General features: G+C 54.5%; 13 protein-coding genes. 7 read left to right on the top strand and 6 right to left on the bottom strand.

The genetic code is table 11. The features are described from left to right. Window positions 1-63: 63 nt before the first annotated feature. Window positions 64-624 (top strand): sugar O-acetyltransferase, encoded by a 561-nt coding sequence (locus WKJ03_RS07320; RefSeq protein WP_337841521.1) that lies wholly within the window; start codon window positions 64-66, stop codon window positions 622-624. Between the two features lie 11 nt (window positions 625-635). On the opposite strand, the gene WKJ03_RS07315 is transcribed toward WKJ03_RS07320, so the two are convergent. After that, window positions 636-1,352 carry a transporter substrate-binding domain-containing protein gene (locus WKJ03_RS07315; RefSeq protein WP_337841520.1) on the bottom strand — a complete coding sequence of 239 codons (717 nt, stop codon included), beginning with the start codon at window positions 1,350-1,352 and terminating at the stop codon, window positions 636-638. A 139-nt stretch (window positions 1,353-1,491) separates the two neighbouring features. On the opposite strand from WKJ03_RS07315, the gene WKJ03_RS07310 reads away from it, so the two are divergent. Further along, on the top strand, window positions 1,492-2,691 hold the full coding sequence (locus tag WKJ03_RS07310) for a Bcr/CflA family efflux MFS transporter (RefSeq protein ID WP_337841519.1): 1,200 nt from the start codon (window positions 1,492-1,494) through the stop codon (window positions 2,689-2,691). Here the strand turns inward: WKJ03_RS07310 and WKJ03_RS07305 are convergent. Continuing rightward, on the bottom strand, window positions 2,642-4,144 hold the full coding sequence (locus WKJ03_RS07305; protein WP_337841518.1) for a YifB family Mg chelatase-like AAA ATPase: 1,503 nt from the start codon (window positions 4,142-4,144) through the stop codon (window positions 2,642-2,644). The two genes, WKJ03_RS07310 and WKJ03_RS07305, sit on opposite strands and share 50 nt — an antisense overlap. Window positions 4,145-4,299: 155 nt before the next feature. Here WKJ03_RS07305 and WKJ03_RS07300 point away from each other — a divergent pair, with 155 nt between their 5' ends. Further along, the gene (locus WKJ03_RS07300) at window positions 4,300-5,094 is read left to right on the top strand and encodes a hypothetical protein (protein WP_337841517.1); all 795 of its coding nucleotides are present in this window, start codon (window positions 4,300-4,302) and stop codon (window positions 5,092-5,094) included. A 45-nt stretch (window positions 5,095-5,139) separates the two neighbouring features. After that, on the top strand, window positions 5,140-5,895 hold the full coding sequence (locus WKJ03_RS07295; RefSeq protein ID WP_337841516.1) for a TerC family protein: 756 nt from the start codon (window positions 5,140-5,142) through the stop codon (window positions 5,893-5,895). Between the two features lie 42 nt (window positions 5,896-5,937). Here the strand turns inward: WKJ03_RS07295 and WKJ03_RS07290 are convergent, their stop codons facing one another. The 4 genes from WKJ03_RS07290 to WKJ03_RS07275 all read right to left on the bottom strand — a co-directional run bounded on the left by WKJ03_RS07290 (window position 5,938) and on the right by WKJ03_RS07275 (window position 9,192). Further along, on the bottom strand, window positions 5,938-6,930 hold the full coding sequence (locus tag WKJ03_RS07290; protein WP_337841515.1) for a DUF2955 domain-containing protein: 993 nt from the start codon (window positions 6,928-6,930) through the stop codon (window positions 5,938-5,940). Window positions 6,931-6,959: 29 nt separating this feature from the next. Next, complete coding sequence (locus tag WKJ03_RS07285) at window positions 6,960-8,030, bottom strand: biotin/lipoyl-binding protein (RefSeq protein WP_337841514.1); 1,071 nt, start codon at window positions 8,028-8,030, stop codon at window positions 6,960-6,962. Next, a complete protein-coding gene (locus WKJ03_RS07280; protein ID WP_337841513.1) occupies window positions 8,027-8,479 on the bottom strand; it encodes a MarR family transcriptional regulator in 453 nt (150 codons plus the stop codon). Before WKJ03_RS07280 ends, WKJ03_RS07285 begins: the two co-directional genes overlap by 4 nt. Before the next feature lie 89 nt (window positions 8,480-8,568). Further along, window positions 8,569-9,192: a trimeric intracellular cation channel family protein gene (locus tag WKJ03_RS07275; RefSeq protein WP_337841512.1), complete on the bottom strand. Its 624-nt coding sequence runs from the start codon at window positions 9,190-9,192 to the stop codon at window positions 8,569-8,571. 111 nt (window positions 9,193-9,303) lie between these two features. On the opposite strand from WKJ03_RS07275, the gene WKJ03_RS07270 reads away from it, so the two are divergent. From WKJ03_RS07270 to WKJ03_RS07260, 3 genes are all read left to right on the top strand, one after another. Continuing rightward, window positions 9,304-10,269 (top strand): hypothetical protein, encoded by a 966-nt coding sequence (locus WKJ03_RS07270; protein ID WP_337841511.1) that lies wholly within the window; start codon window positions 9,304-9,306, stop codon window positions 10,267-10,269. Window positions 10,270-10,366: 97 nt separating this feature from the next. Further along, window positions 10,367-12,439 carry a TonB-dependent receptor gene (locus tag WKJ03_RS07265; protein ID WP_337841510.1) on the top strand — a complete coding sequence of 691 codons (2,073 nt, stop codon included), beginning with the start codon at window positions 10,367-10,369 and terminating at the stop codon, window positions 12,437-12,439. 9 nt (window positions 12,440-12,448) lie between these two features. Beyond that, complete coding sequence (locus WKJ03_RS07260; RefSeq protein WP_337841509.1) at window positions 12,449-13,480, top strand: PepSY domain-containing protein; 1,032 nt, start codon at window positions 12,449-12,451, stop codon at window positions 13,478-13,480. Window positions 13,481-13,536 lie beyond the last annotated feature (56 nt).

Below are 13,536 nucleotides of genomic sequence, written 5' to 3'. Positions count from 1 at the left end.
ATAAGCCGATTTTTAACATGAAGACCATAACTCAGAATTGAGGGATGCAGAGGGAAATGAAAAATGACTGAGCTGGAAAAAATGCGCAGCGGGCTTTGGTTTAACGCCGGGGACAAAGAGCTGGTCGCGATGCGGCAAAAAGCCAAAGCCCTGTGCAGGCAAATAAACCAGCAGGGACCTGTGCCGGTGAAGGCGCATCAGCAACTGGCTAAACAACTGTTTGCCCGGGTCAGCCGTTGTTACATTGAGCCAGACTTTTATTGCGACTACGGTGTTCATATTGAATTGGGGAACAATTTTTACGCCAACCATCACTGCGTGATGCTGGATGCGGCGCCGATACGCATTGGCAACGACGTATTATTGGGGCCTGGGGTGCAGATTTATACCGTGACTCATCCATTGGACGCAGAGCTGCGAAAAACTGGGGTGGAGCAAGGTTTGCCTGTCACTATAGGTGACTCGGTCTGGATAGGCGGCGGCGCGCTGATTATGCCGGGTGTCAGCATAGGCAATGGTGCCGTGGTGGCCGCTGGTGCTGTGGTGACCAGGGATGTGGCAGCTTTTAGTCTGGTGGCCGGTAATCCAGCCCGTGAAATCCGCAAACTGGAGCCGGGGCAATAAAAGTCGCAGCCTCAGAATCGAGGCTGCGCATAAATTTCAGCCAGCTTGCCTTGTGTCTTCAGCTGTTCCAGGCCCTGATTAAATTGCTGCTGCAATCCGGCATTCCAGAATGCTGCCGGGTAATCGACTGCAGGGAAAATCGGATAAATGTTCAGTAAATTGGGGCCGTAATAAGTGCGTGAGTAAAACGACAACACCCGCTCGTCGCCGACAATCAACTGCACTCTGTTATTAAACAGCAGTTCAAACTGCTTTTTCCGGTCTGCTTCTTCCAGGTAATAGGCCTGCTTCATTTGCTGGGCAAAATCTGGTCCCAATACGGCGCTGGCCTGTTGATAAGCCACTATGCTTTTGCCTTTTAAATCAGAGAGCTGGCGAATTTGCATTGGACTGTCACGACGGCTGACCACCACGTCCTGGATGGTAAAATAGGGTTGGCTGTAGTAGGCCCCGGGGTAAGGCACAGCCACAGGGCTGGCGATATCCAGTTTGTGCTCTGAAAACAGTTTGAGCAGGCGGCTGTAGCTGTAGAGTTCAAATTCGGCTTCAATGCCTTGCTGGCGCAGAATGTTCTGCACTATGTCGTAATCAATGCCGGTAATTTGTCCCTGGCTGTCGCGGTACGCCCAAGGGGCAGAGTCATGCAAGCCAACTTTGATAGGACTGGTGTGGGCCAGGCTACTCAGACAAAGGCCAAGGCAAAACAGGATAAATTTCATATAGTCCATAAAAACAGGCTCAGCTTTGGGTTCAAGTCTGGCATAAATTGGGTTTAAAGTGGTGCCCTGCGCGACAGATAGTAACAGGTTTTTGTGTCAGATCCGCTATCATAGAAAGCCCTCTCGGTTCGAAACCAAAAGTCAATTGATGAAGTCTCCTGTTTCCTTTGCCATGCTGACATTGTTAGCCAGTATTATCGCCAGTACCCCGCTGGCGATTGATATGTACCTGCCAGCTATGCCTCAAATGGCGCTGGAGCTGGGTACCGATATAGCGGTGATCCAACAATCCCTGAGCAGTTATCTGGCCTTTTATGGCTTGGGTATGTTGCTATTTGGTCCACTGGCTGACCATTGGGGGCGCCGGCCACTGGCCCTGTTTGGTTTAAGCGGTTTTGCGCTGGCCAGTCTGGCATTGTCCTTTTGTCAGGACGCGCATCAGTTGATTTTTCTGCGGGCGGTGCAGGCCTTTTGCGGCAGTGCGGCCACAGTGGTGGTGCCTGGTATTATCCGCGCTTTGTTTGGGGAACACACGGCCAAAGGCATGTCCTATGTGTCGATGATTATGATGCTGGCACCGCTGATTGCCCCTGCTATTGGCAGTGTGGTGTTGTGGCTGGGACACTGGCAGCATATCTTCTTGTTGCTGGCTTTTTATGCGTTGCTGGTATTGGGTTGTGCCTGGCGTTACCTGCCCGATCCGACGCCCAGGCTGGCAGGTAAACTGAATTTACTGACCGGCTACAAAGTGGTGTTTGCTCAGGCCAAAGCCCGGCCTTATATTGCCACTTCCATGTTCAGCTCTTTTGCCTTTTTCTGCTTTCTAACCGCAGTGCCTTTTGTGTATATCCAGTTTTATGGTGTGGGTGAACAGCAGTTCAGCCTGCTGTTTGCGCTTAATGTTGGCGCCCTGATGCTGGCGAATTTTACCAACAGCAGGCTGGTGGTGCGGCTGGGATCGCCTCGTATGCTGAAATTGGGGTTGGCAGGTGCATTGTGTTGTGCCAGTGCATTGGTCACGGTGAACCTGCTGGGCTGGTCTTTGTGGTGGACAGTGCTGTGTATAGCGCCGCTGATGGGCTGTCTGGGGCTGGTCGCCACCAATGCCGATGCCATCATTCTGATGAAGTTTCCGCAGCACAGTGGCAGCGCGACTGCAGTGATAGGCACTCTGAGGTTTGGCAGCGGTGCTGTGGCCGGACCCTTGCTGGCGCTGAGTTATACTGGCACCCCAGTGCCTTTTGCCTGCCTGATGCTGGTTGGGGTGCTGGCGATAACCTGTTGTCAGTACTGGGCCATCAGGACTGGTGCAGGTACTGCAGCAACCGGTCAAAAGCCCGGTAACTGATGGCTTCGAGCATATGCTCCCGGCTGACCTGGGGACTGGCGGCCAGATCGGCAATGGTGCGTGCCACCCTGAGCAGTTTATGGTAGCAGCGGGCTGACAGTTGCAGTTTATCCAGGCTCAGCGCCAGAAAGTCCTTGTCAGTCTGACTTAGCTGGCAATACTGCTCCAGCTCAGCGGGCGACAGCCGCACATTGGCTTTGTGCTGGCGCTGCAGTTGCCGCTCTCTGGCCTGCCACACCCGGCTGCGGACCTGCGCCGTACTCTCTGTTGTTTGCGGTGTGTGTAAGGACTGAATGGGTAATAAGGGTACTTCCACCTGCAAATCTATTCTGTCCAATAAAGGACCTGACAAGCGGCTGAGGTAACGGCGGATTTGCTCGTGACTGGCGCGGCCATCCTGATGATGACCGGACGGGCTGGGGTTAAGCGCGGCCACCAACTGAAATTCGGCCGGAAACTCGGCCTGGCGGGCGGCGCGGGAAATAAACACAGTGCCAGCTTCCAATGGCTGACGTAATACCTCCAGCACTGTGCGGGGAAATTCCGGCAGTTCGTCGAGAAACAACACTCCATGATGGGCCAAAGAGATTTCACCGGGTCTGGGCACAGAGCTGCCACCAACCAAAGCCACTGCTGAACAGCTGTGATGCGGCTGACGAAAGGGGCGCTGCTGCCAGTCGGCCAGGGGTCTGGGCTGACCGGCAATCGAATAAATGGCGGCGCAGCTTAAAGCTTCATTGGCGGTTAAAGGCGGTAACAAACCTGGCAGGCGTTGGGCCAGCATCGACTTGCCGGTGCCAGCCGGGCCGAACATCAACAAGTGGTGGCCACCGGCCGCCGCCAGCTCCAATGCGCGTTTGGCCTGCTGCTGGCCCCGCACATCCTGTAGGTCCGGCCAGTCCGTGGCAGACGCCTGTGGCAGTTCTGGCACAGGCGGCAGAGGCTGACCATGTTGCAGAAAGGCGTGAACCTGCAACAAATGAGCGGCACCATGTACCTGGGCCCGCGGAATTTGCCTGGCCTGACTGGCGTTGTCTAAGGGCATCAGCGCCAGATGACCCGCTTGCTGGCAGGCCAGCATCAGCGGAATTTCACCGACAATAGGCCGCAAGGCGCCGGACAGCGCCAACTCGCCATAAAATTCATAGTCTGAGGTGTCGGCCTGCAACTGGCCACTGGCTTTCAGAATGCCCAGGGCAATGGCCAAATCGAAACGGCCACTTTCTTTGGGCAGGTCAGCCGGGGCCAGGTTGACGGTGATTTTTTTATCCGGAAATTCAAAACCACTGTTCAGCAGCGCGCTGCGTACCCGGTCCCGCGCTTCTTTCACTGAGGTTTCTGGCAAACCGACCAGCAAAAAAGCGGGCAAGCCGCTGCTCAGATGCACTTCGACTGTCACTGTGGGGGCGTGCAGGCCACAACGGGCTCGGCTTTGGATCAGGGCCAGACTCATCACAGTTCCTTTGTGATTCGTGGTGTTTGCTCAGTCTAATTCAGCTGCTGGTTTTTGCCACTGCCCCGACTCTGGCTTGTACCTGAACGGGGGCTGGTCAACAGGCATGGCTCTGCGCTATGTTTAACTGGTGTTCAGTTGTTGTGAGAACCCGGATGCGATTGAAGTTGGTGCTGACTCTGTTTTGCCTCTGTCTGAATGCGGCTGCTGTAGCAAAGGAGTACCTGATAGGTATAGAGCAGTTGGATTATTACCCACATTATGATTTCAAATCGGCGCAGCCCAGAGGTTACATTTACGATCTGATCCAGCTCTACAGCCAGTGGAGCGGGGATCGTTTTCGTTTTGTGCCTTTGCCGGTCAAACGGCTCTATGCCAACGCGGTGGAACTGACCGATTTTGTCTACCCGGATAACAGTGCCTGGCAGGCGCATCTGGGTGTTGCAGGCCAACCGGAAAAAGTCTTCAGTGACCCGGTGATCTACACCCTGGGCAGCACTATGGTCAGGCCGGAAAATGCTGCTATGCAACTGGAACAATTTAAGGTGCTGGCCCATATCCATGGTTTTTCACCGACTTTGTGGGCGCCATTACTGACCCAATACAAGATCCGTATTCTGGAGGTGCCGGACGCCGAGTTTGCGCTGAAAATGACATTGCGGGGGCGGGTGGATGGTGCCAACGTGGAATACAATGTAGCGGCTTATCATCTGGCGCAGATGAATCAGCCTGGCGCCCTGGTGGCCGGGCAGTCGCTGCCGTTCAGCAATCTGGCATTTCATCTGTCCACTCAAAAACACCCGGAGCAGATCCGGCGTTTTAACCGGTTTTTGCGGGAACAGGCGGCAGCGATTCAGGCGCTGAAACAAAGATACGCCTTAATAGAATTTAAACACCAGTTGCCTGCAATTGCACCGACGGCACTGCAAGCTGCTGAAATCCGCCAATAAAGCCGCTACACTAGCCGCAGTTTCTCAACTTTACAGGACATTGTTATGTTTGAATGGATCGCCAGTCCCGAAGCCTGGATTGCGCTGGGTACCCTGGCTGCGCTGGAAATAGTGCTGGGTATCGACAACATCATTTTCTTATCCATCCTGGTCGGGCGCCTGCCTGAACACCAGCGTGCCTTTGCCCGTCGTTTAGGTCTGGCACTGGCGATGATTGCCCGCCTGGCCCTGCTGTTCTCTATCAGCTGGGTGATGGGCTTGACTGAACCTCTGTTCAGTGTGCTGGGGAATGAAATATCCGGCCGGGATATCATTCTGATCGGCGGTGGTCTGTTCCTGCTGGCCAAATCGACCCAGGAAATTCACCACAGCCTGGAAGGGGTGGAAGAGCAGGCTTCAGGTCCGAAAGTGGCGGCCAACAGCCTGATCATGGTGTTGGTCCAGATTGCGATTCTGGACATCGTTTTCTCGCTGGACTCCGTGATTACCGCCGTAGGTCTGGTGAATGATATTGAAATTATGGCCATTGCCATTATTGCGGCTGTCGCTGTGATGATGTTTGCTGCCAAGCCGATTGGGGATTTTGTCGACGAGCATCCGTCAGTGAAGATCCTGGCCTTGTCTTTCCTGATTGTGGTTGGCGTCACCCTGATGGTGGAAGGGTTTGATGTGCATGTACCTAAGGGGTATATCTACTTCGCCATGGCCTTCTCTGTGGCGGTGGAGATGATCAATATCCGTATGCGCAAAGGCAAAGCGGTAAAACTACACAAAGCCATGTCGGATTCTGAGCAGGCATAAGCTGCTGACGTTATGAAAACAGGCCCAGCAGGGCCTGTTTTTTTAGCTATGCTGGCGGCGTTCTAAAACATAAAAGGCGCAAGTCGCCAGAACCAGCATCACCCCAACGGCCACTGTGACAGAGCTGATCCGGTACAAAGCGCTGTACATCATGTCCTGATTGGGTGTCAGGTACTGACCAAAGATAATGGCCATAGTGGTCATGCCGCCAAAAGCGACACCTGAACCTGGTCCTTCTTTTTGCTGAGCCCGGGCAAACAGCAACATGCCCAGAAAAAACAGCGGCAGCACCAGAGTGATTTGCTGGTAGTGGTTGTACAGCAGTACCTGGCATAACGCCGCATAAGCAGAACCCAGCAGCACCCCTGTCGCCCTTTTCAACCCGGCCTGCACTATGGCACTGAATTGCAGAGGCAGCAGGATCAGAATGGTGCTGGCCTGGGCGGATAACGAATCTTTCAGGTCCAGCCACTGAAACGCCAGGAAGGACGCAGTTACCAATGCCGCCAGGACCAGCAGGTGCGGGACTGGAATGGGCGGCGGAGCGGGCCGTGCCGGCGGTGGCGCTGTGGGTAACAGGTAGGTCAGACTGAGTGCAATCAGCATCGCACTCAGATTGGCCACCAGGCTGTTTTCCAGCATGGCTCCGGCGTCCAGGCCAGGGTAGCTGGCAAAATGCAGAAAAATACTGCTGTTGATCAGTGCTGTGGCGGCAAACACAAAATAGACCCCAGCGGTCATCAGACGGAATAACCAGAAAAAATAGCCAAACAACAGCAGGCTCAGTACCGGGCCATAGCCGCCCAGCCACTGGTAGACCAGCACAGTGCTGCCGGACATCAGTGTGGAGGCGACAAACTGCTTCAGCAAAAAGCCATTCAGCGTGGGCAGCAGCCCCAACAGCAATACCGGGCCTATGGTAAAAAATACGCCCCAGTTATCGGAGTCTGTCAGTTTGGCCAGCAGCAGGCTCAGGCTGGCACCTATCGCCAGTCTCAGCACAGCATTAAAAGGGTGAACGGCGGCGGGGCGCATACGGACCTCAGTGGTGAGAGTTCTGCACTTTAATAGATATAGTGCAGCAGGCTGATGGCCTTAATTTGTAACTGCGCCAGACTGCTGAACAGACTCCAGCTGTGCTCAGCAGGTAATAACTGCACAGTGGCGCGCGAGCCGACCACCAGTTTGTCCGGCACCTGACTGTTCAGCGTCAGGTTGACCCGCAGGCGCTGTGCATCCCGCACCCAGCGGGTGCTGCTTTCCACACTGGCCAACTGGCCATCGGGTTTTCCCTGGGCTGTGGCGACACCTGCATCTATGGTATTGACCTGAGCCGCAAATACCTGGCCCGGCAAGGCGTCAAACGCCACCAGGGCCTGAGTGCCCTGCGTGACATGCAACAGGCTTTTTTCACGAAAGGCGGCGCTGATCCAGCTCTGCTGGGTGGATACCAGGGCCAGCACGGCCTGATGGCTGTTCAGATTGGTGCCGACTTCCAGTTGCAAATCGCTGACCACCCCATCGACATCGGCATAGACTTTAGTGCGGGATAAATCCAGCTCGGCCTGCGCCAGCTGAGTACGGGCCTGCTGAATAGCCACCAGTTCAACGCCTTTGGCACCCAGTTCGGCCACCACTTCCGCTGTAGCTGCCTGTGCGGCTTGCCAGGCGGCATCGGCTTGTTGCAGGGCCGTCAGGCTTTGCTCCAGTTGCTGTTGTGGGATCAGTTGCTGCTGGCGTAATTGCCGGGCCCGGCCTGCGTCCAGCCGGCTTTGCTCCAGCTGGACCTGGGCCTGCTGTTGCCTGGCTTTGGCACTGTCCAGCGTGGCCAGCAATTGTTGGTGTTTCTGTTGCATTTGTTGCAGCTGCAGTTGTGCCAGTTCCAGTTTCAGCTGCTGGTCTGTGGCATCCAGTTCAAATAACAAATCGCCCTTTTTCACCTGCTGGTTATTACTGACGGCCACATGAGTGACACGGCCCTGCACTTGCGGTGCCACCTGCACTACATAACGTTGCATCAGGCTGTCCGTGCTCAGCGGCATCAGCAGATCAGCCAGCAGGTAATACCCAAACAATAAAGCAAAGCTCAGCAGGGTCCAGCGGACCCAGCGGTTAAAGAGTTGTTCTGCACTCATGGCTGTACTCCGGATTTTTGCTGCTCCAGTAACAGGCTGCTCTGTTGTACCAGTTGCTGGATCAACAAGGGGAAAAGTTGTTGCTGTTCAGCGCTCAGGCAGTCCAGCATCTGTTGCTGCAACGCAAGACGGCGTTCATTGATTTGTGCCACCAGCGGCAGGGCATCCGGCAGTAACACCAGCACTTTTTGCCGTCTGTCCTGTTCGGATGGCTGGCGTTTCACCAGCGCTTGTTTTTCCAGCTGGTCCAGTACAGGCACTAAAGACGGCGTTTCAATGCCTAATAAGCGAGCCAGCTCTGTCTGGCTCAGGCCCTGATGTTCGGCGATGTAAGCCAAAGCGACCCCTGAACATTGGGTAAACCCCAAAGGGGCCAGTTGCTGATCCAGCAAACTACGCCATTGGCGGGATAATGAATGGATTAACAAACCTATGCTTTGGAAACTCATTGTTCGTCACTTAATAGTTAGGAATCTAATTAAATTATAATTAGCTTCCTAACTAATTGCAAGCGAGCTCTGGCAGGAGGTGTTGTGACTCAGCGTAAATCGCCTTTTTTGCCAAACACCGGAATGGTCAGATGCCAGCGAATAGCGGCCAGCCGCAATGCCAGTAATGCCACCATACCTGCCAGCATGGCCGGCATTTTGGCGGTGCCCAGTGCCAGCAGTTGTACATAGACCAGACCGCCAAAAATACAGGTTATGGCGTAAAGTTCGCCGCGAAACACCAAGGGGATCTCGCGACACAGCACATCGCGGATCATACCGCCACAGACCCCACTCATGGTGCCGAGCATAATAGCGACAAAACCGGATGCGCCGTGGTCCAGTGCTTTTTGTGTGCCCATAATGACAAAAAAGGCCAAACCTATGGCGTCGGCAATCTGCAGCGCATTGTTGGGGATCCGCAGGCGTTTGCGCACCCAGAGAATCGTCAGCAGGGCGGCGGTGAAAATGGCGACAAAATAGCTGTTGTTGCTGAGCCAGATCACCGGGGTATCCAGGATCAGATCACGCAGGGTGCCGCCCCCTATTGCCGTCACAGTGGCCAGTACTATAACGCCAAACCCATCCATTTGTTTGCGCCAGGCCGCCAGAGTGCCAGTAGCGGCAAATACGGCAATGCCCAATAAATCAAACCAGTGAAAGTACTGTTCCATCCCTACAAAATCCTGCTGGCCGGTAAAGCGACAGAGTAGCGTCCGGGCCTTACGGCTGACAAGCAAAAAGCCGCCGTGGTAGCATGGCGGAAATTTCGAAAGGACAAGCAAATGACCAAAAAACTCTGGATAGGTGGAAGTGTGGTACTGATCCTGGCCGCAACAGGGGCTCTGGTCTATGCCAATCATCAGGCTGAGCTTTATGTCGCTGCGCAGATTAAGGATGCGAACCAGCAGTATAAAGAGCTGGCTGAACTGGGCGAAATGCCGCCATTTCAGCTGGCGTATCAGGATTTATCGGCCAATGTGCTGACCTCGCATTACAAGGTGCATGGCCTGACACTGAGCATGGATGGTATGGGAGCCATCGCCAGCGTGGAATTGGTCGACTTAAAAGGGGTGCAGCTGTCTGGCATGCCAAGCCAGAGTTCAGCCCGGCTGGAAGGTATCCGTATTGCAGATGCAGTGTTACAGGGCTTGCCGCCGGAGCTGTCGGCTTATTTGCAACAATTGAGCATGGGACTGAACTATCAGTACCAGTACGATGCCCATCTGGGTGAACTGAATTTTTCCCAGCAGTTGCTGGTGCAGGACAAACTGGAACTCAGTTACCAGTTCAGCCTTGGCGGGATGCAGCCTTTATGGGGCTATGCGGAAGAATTGCAAAAACTCAGCCCTGAGCAGCAGCAACAAAGGGCCGAACAGGAAGATTATCTGCCAGAGCTGATGCAAAAAGTCGGGCAGGCCAGCCTGATCAAAGGCCAGGTGCAGATTGATAACCATGAGTTTTGGCAACAGCTGACCGGCCATTTTGCCAGTGCAGGTTTCAGTGCTGATTTCGCCACGCTGCAAACTTTGCTGCTGGCTCAATTGGACGACAATCCGCAGTTGCCTGACGCCATCAGACAACCTTTGCAGCAATTTATCCAGCAGCCTGAACAGATCCGGCTGAGTTTTGAATTTGCCGAACCCGTCAGCTTTGCCAGCATGCAGGACGGCACTGCGATGCAGGGTATTGAAAGCACAGAGCAGTTGCTGGAAAAAGCGGGTTTTGTGCTGGAAGCCAAAACCTTCTGACGCCCTGTTTGGGGTGCAAGTCAGACCAACTCCAGGTTGACATAAGAATGGTTCGCATTTATAAATGCGAACCTTTTTCAATCCTGGTGTGCCCGAAATGAAACTGACGAAATTCGCCCTGTTATGCCTGCCTTTGCCGTTATTGGCTGCAGAATCTGTTGATCCTGTTGAAACTATTGAGATTTCCGCAACAAGGAGCAGTTACCCGGTCAGTACAGTGCCAGCCACTATTACGGTGATCGATCAGGAACAAATTAAACAACAGTTGGCCACCACCTCGGATTTATCGCAAATTCTCGGCAACCTGATGCCGTCCTTTTCACCCAGCCGGCAGAAAATGACAGCCAATGGCGAAACGCTGCGTGGCCGTGAACCCCTGTATATGATTGACGGGGTGCCCCAATCCACACCTTTGCGGAATGGCTCAAGGGACGGCAACACCATAGACCCGGCCATGATTGAGCGTATTGAAATCATTCGTGGTGCCAATGCCATTCAGGGCATGGGCGCCAGCGGCGGTATTATCAATATCATTACCAAGTCACCGTCTGAGTTGCAGCATCAGGTCAAACTGACCGGCATTGCGCCGACAGCGGGCGGTTCCGACACCCAAAGTTATAAAGCCAGCTACCTGTATTCCGATCAGTTTGACAATGTATCGCTGGTGACAGGCGTGGCCTACAACAAAACTGGCCTGTACCTCGACGGCGATGGCAATCCCATCGGTGTGGATACCACGCAGGGCGACACCATGGATTCGGACAGCGTCGATCTGTTTGTCAAAACCCGCTGGCAGCTGGACACAGAGCAAAGCCTGCAACTGATGGTGAACCACTTCGATCTGCAGGGCAATAACAACTATGTACTGGTGAACGGCAATGCCGCCGCTGGTATTCCGGCCACGTCCAAAGCAGGCGAAACCGAAGGCAAAGCGGCACAAAACAAAGTGACGACAGCCTCTGTGGACTACCAGCACCAGAATTTCGCTGGCGGCTCGCTCAGTCTGCAGCTGTTTGGTAAAGATTTTAAATCCATGTTTGGCGGCAGTCGGGCGGCTACTTTCCAGGACCCGGCTTATGGCAGCAACATTTTTGACCAGTCACAAAACGTGTCACGCAAACTCGGCAGCCGGGCCACCTATTTCAAAACCGATCTGTTGGGTTCCGACATCGACCTGAGTACCGGGCTGGACTGGATGCAGGACACTACTTATCAGCAACTGGTGATGACAGGCCGTAACTGGGTGCCGGAAGCGACTTTCAGTAACTATGCCCCTTTTGTGCAGCTGCGTTATGACGGGCTGAAACACTGGATCTTCAGTGCCGGTGGTCGCTATGAATATGGCAAGTTAAAGGTGGATGATTTCACCACCCTGGCGTCCAGCAACAGCAGTTTTGTGGAAGGCGGTTCACCCAGTTTCAACGATTTTCTGCATAACTTTGGCGTGGTCTATCAGCTGACCGCTATGACCCGGGTGTATGCCAGCTACAATCAGGGCTTTGGGATGCCGGATGTGGGCCGGGTGCTGCGGGCGATCAATAAGCCCAATCAGTCGGTGGCCCAGTTCCTGAATCTGCAGCCTGTGGTGTCAGACAATGCCGAGTTTGGCTTTGAAATGGCGGACGATCTGTACCGCTGGCAGTTGAGTTACTTCCAGTCAGATTCGGACTTAGGGTCTCGGCTGCAGGCCGATGCCGACGGTATTTACAGCGTGATGCGTGAACAGACCGAAATCAGTGGTGTTGAGTTTGAAGCCGAGTTGTATCTGAGCAGTGAAACAACCCTGGGACTGACCTACGCCACTACGGACGGCCAGTACGACAGCAACAATGACGGCCGTGTAGACCGTGATTTAGGTGGTATTAATATTGCGCCTGAACGGTTGAACCTGTACTGGCTGGCCCAATGGCCGCAGCAGATCAGCAGCAGAGTGCAATTCAGCCAGCTGATGGATATGAACTTCAATGATGGCAGTTCCTTTGAGGGCTATCATACGGTGGATGCTTCAGTCCGTTACGACAATGCGACTTACGGCAGCTGGAGCCTGGGGATCGAAAACCTGCTGGATAAGCAGTACATTACCTACTATTCACAGACCACGCCGGCCAATGCGACCTATTTCTCTGGTTTGGGACGCAATGTCACCTTGAGCTGGCAAACCGCCTTTTAAGAGGTTTTGATGAGCCGTACCTGGCACCGACAACTTGGACTTTGGTTTGGCTTGCTGTTGGTGCTGATGGCTTTGACCGGCGGTATTCTGCTGTATAAAAACAGCCTGCTGCAGTGGCACTACCCGCAACTGCAGCTGCCTTACCAGCCGGATTTGAAAGTCTGGGGCCAGGTGCTGGACCAACTGCCTCAGCAGGACTACGGCTACGCCCGCATTCCGACCCCTGAGCGGCCCTGGCTGGAGCTGGCCCGGCACGATGGCACACTGGAGTACTTTTCACCTGCGGGTGAACTGCTGCTGAGCCGCACGCCCTATCAGGATTGGATCGGCTGGAGTTACCAGCTGCATCTGTATTTCTTTGTCAAAAGCTGGGGGCATCAGCTGCCCGGCGTGGTTGGGCTGCTGGCGTTGCTGCTGTTTGCCTTGGGGGCAAAACTCAGCTGGCCCAGACACTGGAGCTGGCGTTTATGGCAGCCTCCTGCAGGTCCGGCCGATGGTCGCCGCGCCCGGCACTGGCACTGGCTGGTCGGCCTGCTGAGCTTACCTTTGTTAAGCTGGACTGCTCTGACCGGCACTTTGGTGGTGTATAACAAAGAAGTGAGCGCCGGTCTGAACTGGCTGCTGCAGCAGGCGCCGCCCGCGAAAACGAGCCTGCCCCCAGTGAATTACCCGATACAACAGGGGCAATGGACTTTGTGGTTGCAGGCGGCTCAGCAGGTCGCGCCGCAAGCGCAGATCCGCCTGGTCAGTTTCCGTCAAACCTCAGACCAGCCCTTGTCGATGCGGCTGCAATTGCCAACAGAATGGCACCCCAATGGCCGTACCCAGCTGCTGCTCGACCCACGCAATGCTCAGCTGTTGCAGCTGAACAAAGCCACAGAAATGGGCTGGGTCAGCCGGCTGATGCACCTGCTGTATCCACTGCATATAGCGGCAGTAGGTGGAACCTGGTACTTGCTGGTATTGTTGCTTGCCTCGTTGTTGGTACCACTGCTGTGGGGACTGGGGTTGTTGTGGCACAAAGGCCGGACTGCCAAATAAAAATCGTCGGGTCGGGAGCGATTTTTAACAACGCAGCGCGTTGGCCTGCAAGGCGT

Origin of the sequence: Rheinheimera sp., from assembly GCF_037442525.1 — a bacterium.
In the GTDB taxonomy this organism is placed as follows: domain Bacteria; phylum Pseudomonadota; class Gammaproteobacteria; order Enterobacterales; family Alteromonadaceae; genus Pararheinheimera.
This window is presented reverse-complemented; position numbering and strand designations above follow the sequence as displayed.

What these genes read in the sequence shown, in the direction of transcription:
- WKJ03_RS07320 (WP_337841521.1), top strand. Translation starts at nt 64, where the DNA reads ATGACTGAGCTGGAAAAAATGCGCAGCGGGCTTTGGTTTAACGCCGGG.
- WKJ03_RS07315 (WP_337841520.1), bottom strand. Translation starts at nt 1,352, where the DNA reads ATGGACTATATGAAATTTATCCTGTTTTGCCTTGGCCTTTGTCTGAGT.
- WKJ03_RS07310 (WP_337841519.1), top strand. Translation starts at nt 1,492, where the DNA reads ATGAAGTCTCCTGTTTCCTTTGCCATGCTGACATTGTTAGCCAGTATT.
- WKJ03_RS07305 (WP_337841518.1), bottom strand. Translation starts at nt 4,144, where the DNA reads ATGAGTCTGGCCCTGATCCAAAGCCGAGCCCGTTGTGGCCTGCACGCC.
- WKJ03_RS07300 (WP_337841517.1), top strand. Translation starts at nt 4,300, where the DNA reads ATGCGATTGAAGTTGGTGCTGACTCTGTTTTGCCTCTGTCTGAATGCG.
- WKJ03_RS07295 (WP_337841516.1), top strand. Translation starts at nt 5,140, where the DNA reads ATGTTTGAATGGATCGCCAGTCCCGAAGCCTGGATTGCGCTGGGTACC.
- WKJ03_RS07290 (WP_337841515.1), bottom strand. Translation starts at nt 6,930, where the DNA reads ATGCGCCCCGCCGCCGTTCACCCTTTTAATGCTGTGCTGAGACTGGCG.
- WKJ03_RS07285 (WP_337841514.1), bottom strand. Translation starts at nt 8,030, where the DNA reads ATGAGTGCAGAACAACTCTTTAACCGCTGGGTCCGCTGGACCCTGCTG.
- WKJ03_RS07280 (WP_337841513.1), bottom strand. Translation starts at nt 8,479, where the DNA reads ATGAGTTTCCAAAGCATAGGTTTGTTAATCCATTCATTATCCCGCCAA.
- WKJ03_RS07275 (WP_337841512.1), bottom strand. Translation starts at nt 9,192, where the DNA reads ATGGAACAGTACTTTCACTGGTTTGATTTATTGGGCATTGCCGTATTT.
- WKJ03_RS07270 (WP_337841511.1), top strand. Translation starts at nt 9,304, where the DNA reads ATGACCAAAAAACTCTGGATAGGTGGAAGTGTGGTACTGATCCTGGCC.
- WKJ03_RS07265 (WP_337841510.1), top strand. Translation starts at nt 10,367, where the DNA reads ATGAAACTGACGAAATTCGCCCTGTTATGCCTGCCTTTGCCGTTATTG.
- WKJ03_RS07260 (WP_337841509.1), top strand. Translation starts at nt 12,449, where the DNA reads ATGAGCCGTACCTGGCACCGACAACTTGGACTTTGGTTTGGCTTGCTG.